4 protein-coding genes are annotated in these 3901 nt (G+C 63.5%); 1 reads left to right on the top strand and 3 read right to left on the bottom strand.

The features are described 5' to 3' along the window. Nucleotides 1-111, top strand: a 111-nt coding sequence (locus Q0C59_RS19670; protein WP_366518875.1) for a sigma factor-like helix-turn-helix DNA-binding protein, incomplete at its 5' end; no start/stop codon positions are given. A 71-nt stretch (nucleotides 112-182) separates the two neighbouring features. Here Q0C59_RS19670 and Q0C59_RS19130 read toward each other — a convergent pair. The 3 genes from Q0C59_RS19130 to Q0C59_RS19120 are packed head-to-tail and all read right to left on the bottom strand — an operon-like array spanning nucleotide 183 to nucleotide 3862. After that, nucleotides 183-2045, bottom strand: coding sequence for a 3'-5' exonuclease (locus tag Q0C59_RS19130; RefSeq protein WP_291218568.1), 1863 nt, complete (start codon nucleotides 2043-2045; stop codon nucleotides 183-185). A 3-nt stretch (nucleotides 2046-2048) separates the two neighbouring features. Further along, nucleotides 2049-3560: a class I SAM-dependent DNA methyltransferase gene (locus Q0C59_RS19125; protein ID WP_291218566.1), complete on the bottom strand. Its 1512-nt coding sequence runs from the start codon at nucleotides 3558-3560 to the stop codon at nucleotides 2049-2051. Between the two features lie 2 nt (nucleotides 3561-3562). After that, nucleotides 3563-3862 carry a hypothetical protein gene (locus tag Q0C59_RS19120; RefSeq protein WP_291218564.1) on the bottom strand — a complete coding sequence of 100 codons (300 nt, stop codon included), beginning with the start codon at nucleotides 3860-3862 and terminating at the stop codon, nucleotides 3563-3565. Nucleotides 3863-3901: the final 39 nt, after the last annotated feature.

Genomic DNA, 3901 nt, shown 5'->3' with positions numbered 1-3901 from the left:
CAGTTCGACGTGACCCGCGAACGCATCCGCCAGATCGAAAGCAAGGCGGTGCGCAAGCTCAAGCACCCCAGCCGCTCGGACAAGCTGCGCAGCTTCATCGACACGCTGTAAGGCGCTGTGGGTTGAACAAAAAACGGGAGCCGCTGGCTCCCGTTTTTTTGGTCAGAACGCGGCCGCCTGGGTCAACGCGCGTTGAACTGCTGCGCCACCGCCTCCAGAGAGTTCTGCACCCGCTGCACCATGGCCGAAGGGCCAGCCGCCGACAACACGAGCTCGTGGGTCGCGCGGGTCATGCCCACATAGAGCAGTCGAACCTCTTCTTCAATGGCCTCGTCTTTGAAGGGCATGGCGTCGAGTGCGGCCACCACCACGAGCGGAAACTCCAGCCCCTTGGCGCTGTGCAGCGTCAGCAGCTTGACGCTGGGTTTTGACCAGTCGAATGCCTTGAACTGCGGGTCGTTCATGGACTGCACCGCGATGCGTCGTCGCCGCAACGCGGCAGCCACGTCGTCCATGTGGCGCTTGATGCGGAACAGCACCGCCACCTCATCCAACGTCCGTCCTGCCGCCAGGGCCTGTTCGATGCGTTCGGCCACGAGCTCGGCTTCTTCTCGCGCGTTTCTGGCGAGCATCAACACCGGCACCGGACCGCGCCGCCCGGCCGTGGCGGGCAACACCGACTGCACTGCGTCTTCCGTCTCAACCCGGTCAGACAACAAGCTTTGCGCACAGTGCATGGCCAGCGCCAGCACCTCGGCCGTGTTGCGGTAGTTGAGCTTGAGCACGCTGGTGCGCCCCTGCGCCTGGATGCCCACACTCGAGAAGTTGAACTTGCGGCGTTTCTTCTGGTAGATCGACTGGGCGTCGTCGTACAACACCAGCAGCGAGTTCGTGGCGGGCGTCACCATGCGCGCGGCCATCTGCAGCCAGGCATCTTCGAAGTCGTGCGCCTCGTCGATCAGCAGGGCGGTGTATTGCCCTGCGGGCACCAGCCCTGTGGCCACCGAGCGGTTGACGGTTTCGGCCAGGGCTTCAAAGTAGGCGCTGCCGGTCAGCCCCTTGGGCACTTCCAGCTGGTAGGCGCGCACCATGTCCTGGCACCAGCTGTGAAAGGTGCGAACCACCACGCGCTCGTCCACGCCGCGCAGACGCAACTGGCCCTCGATGCGCTGCGCCAAGGTCCGGTTGAAACACAGCACCAGAATCGGCCGGTCGGCTTGGGCGGCGGCGGCCAGCTGTTGCGCTCGAAACACCAGGATCATCGTTTTGCCTGAGCCGGCAGATCCGTGGATGACGCGATGCCCCTCGCCCAGGGTGCGGGCCACCTGCTCCTGTTGCAGATCCATCACCTGCATCAGGTCGGGCAGGGTCAGCGCGGGTGAGGCTTCGCCCTCTTCCAGCAACGACGGCTGGTGCTGCACACGAATCTCAGGGAACAGGTGCCACCGCACGCGATCGCGCTGCGGCAGCGACAGCGTGTGCGGATAACTCACCGTGAACATGCCCCAGAGCTTGCTCTGGAAAGTTGCCTCATCCACCGCCTCGTCCAGGTCGTCGCGCATCAGCACCTGGTTTTTGGGGAACAGGCTGTGGAACTCCAACTCGGCCACATCCTTGTCGGCCAAGCCCGAAAACACCGCGCCCCAACCGTAGGGAAACAGCAGCTTGCCCTTGAACGGACCGTCCGCATGCACCAGCAGCGGGTCGCGTGCCATCAGGTCGACCAGCTCCATCGCGTAGTCGCGCGCCTGGCGCAGGGGGTTGGCCTCGGTCACCAGCCCACGCTCGGTTTTGAGCTCCACGCTGTCGCGGTTGGCCTTGGACAAGGTCGAGCGCTTCCAGTGCTTCACCTCCAGAATCAGGATGCCCTGGCGCGGGCTCAACACCACAAAGTCGGGCTGTCTCGCCTTGGGCCCCAGCGGCACGTCGTGCCAGACCATGTAGTCGTCGGACAGGCTGCGCTTGAGCTGGTGCAACACAAGGCGCTCGCCCGCGTTGGCGCAGCGTTTGTCAATGTGGGTGAGGCCCTGCGGAAAGATCGCCATGGCTCAAGGCCCGTCGAGTGTTTCGGGCACTTCGACACCCAGGTCACCCGCAATCAGCTTGAACTGCTCCAGCGCCGCCTGCAGGTCCTCCACGATCTCTTGTGCGATCACACCCGGCGCTGGCAAGTTGTCGCTGTCGGCCAGCGAGTCGTCCTTGAGCCAGAAAATGTCGAGGCTGGCCTTGTCGCGCGCAGCAATGTCGTCAAAGGTATATGCGCGCCAGCGGCCCTCCGGCTTTTCCGTGCTCCAGGTGGCTGCGCGCTGGTTGCGGTTGGCGGTGTTGTAGAGCGTCACAAACTCTTCCAGGTGCTCGCGTTTGAGCGGGTTGGTCTTGAGCGTGAAGTGCTGGTTGGTGCGCAGGTCGTAGATCCAGAGCTTCTTCGTCCACGGCGTTTCGCTGGCGGGTTTCTTGTCGAAGAACAACACGTTGGCTTTCACGCCCTGCGCGTAGAACAGGCCGGTGGGCAGGCGCAGCAGCGTGTGCAGGTCGCATTCCTGCATCAAGCGGCGGCGGATGGTTTCACCCGCTCCACCTTCAAACAACACGTTGTCGGGCAGCACCACCGCCGCGCGGCCGTTGGTGGCGAGCAGCGTCTTGATGTGCTGCACAAAGTTGAGTTGTTTGTTGCTCGTGGTGGCCCAGAAATCGTCGCGCTCGATGATGTCCTTCTCCGTGCTCGTGCGGCCGTCTTCACCCACGATCACCGTGCTGCTCTTCTTGCCGAACGGCGGGTTGGCCAGCACCACGTCAAAGCGCACGCCGGGGTCGGTGCCCAGCGCATCGCCCACCACCACCGGCACCGACTTTTCAGAACCGATGCCGTGCAGCATCAGGTTCATGGCGCACACCCGCGCCGTGGCCTGCACCAGTTCGTAGCCGGTGAACGCCTTCTCCTTCAGGTGTTTGAGCTGGTCACGCGTGAGGTTTTTGTGGTGCGAGGTGATGTGGTTGTGCGCAGTGAACAAAAAGCCGCCGGTGCCACAAGCCGGGTCGCAGATCGACTCACCCGGCTGCGGCGCGATGCAGTCCACCATGGCCTGGATGAGCGCGCGCGGCGTGAAGTATTGGCCTGCACCGCTCTTGGTGTCTTGCGCGTTGCGCTCCAGCAGGCCCTCGTAGGCATCGCCTTTCACGTCCGCGCCCAGGATGGTCCAGGTTTCGGTGTCGATCAGGTCGGCCACCACGCGGCGCAGCTTGGCCGGGTCCTGGAACTTGTTTTGCGCCTTGGCGAAGATCAGCCCCAGCGTGCCGCGCTCCATGCCCAGCCGGTCCAGCGTGTGGCGGTAGTGGTCAAACAACGCATCACCATCACGCGCCAGCAGTGACGGCCAGCCATAGCCCTCGGGCACGATGCTCGGCTGGTTGTGCGGCGGCTTGCTGCGCTCGTCGGCCATCTTCAGGAACAACAGGTAGGTGAGCTGCTCCACGTAGTCGCCATAGCTCATGCCGTCGTCGCGCAGCACGTTGCAGTAGTTCCAGAGTTTCTGGACGAGGGAATGGGTGTTGGTGTTCATGTTCAGAGATGGCTCAAGGCCAGCAGGGTTTCACGCAAACCGGTCAGGCGCCTCTGGCTGAAGGCGTCACCCGGCAAATGCCCGGCCAAGGTGCTTTGAAAATCCGGCGCAGCCAGAAGGGCGGCAAACGAGTGTGCAAGGTAGTCACGCAGTTCAGCCGGTGATGCCCGGCAGTCGTTCAGCAATTCTGGTCGCCGGTCTGCCACCGTGATGATGTCTTCCAGATCGTGACTGCCCAGGTAGTCGGGCTGTCCGCTCGCATCCCGACCCCTGTCCTTGAAGGCTTCCAGCTTGGTGGCCACGAACACCGGCGCTGAAATCAGGCGAATCGAAGTGCCTGA

The sequence above is a fragment of the Hydrogenophaga sp. genome (genome assembly GCF_022844385.1).
In the GTDB taxonomy this organism is placed as follows: Bacteria; Pseudomonadota; Gammaproteobacteria; order Burkholderiales; family Burkholderiaceae_C; genus Hydrogenophaga.
This window is presented reverse-complemented; position numbering and strand designations above follow the sequence as displayed.

Bases quoted from the DNA above. Each gene is read 5' to 3' on its own strand.
- Q0C59_RS19125 (WP_291218566.1), bottom strand. From the start codon at position 3,560: ATGAACACCAACACCCATTCCCTCGTCCAGAAACTCTGGAACTACTGC.
- Q0C59_RS19130 (WP_291218568.1), bottom strand. From the start codon at position 2,045: ATGGCGATCTTTCCGCAGGGCCTCACCCACATTGACAAACGCTGCGCC.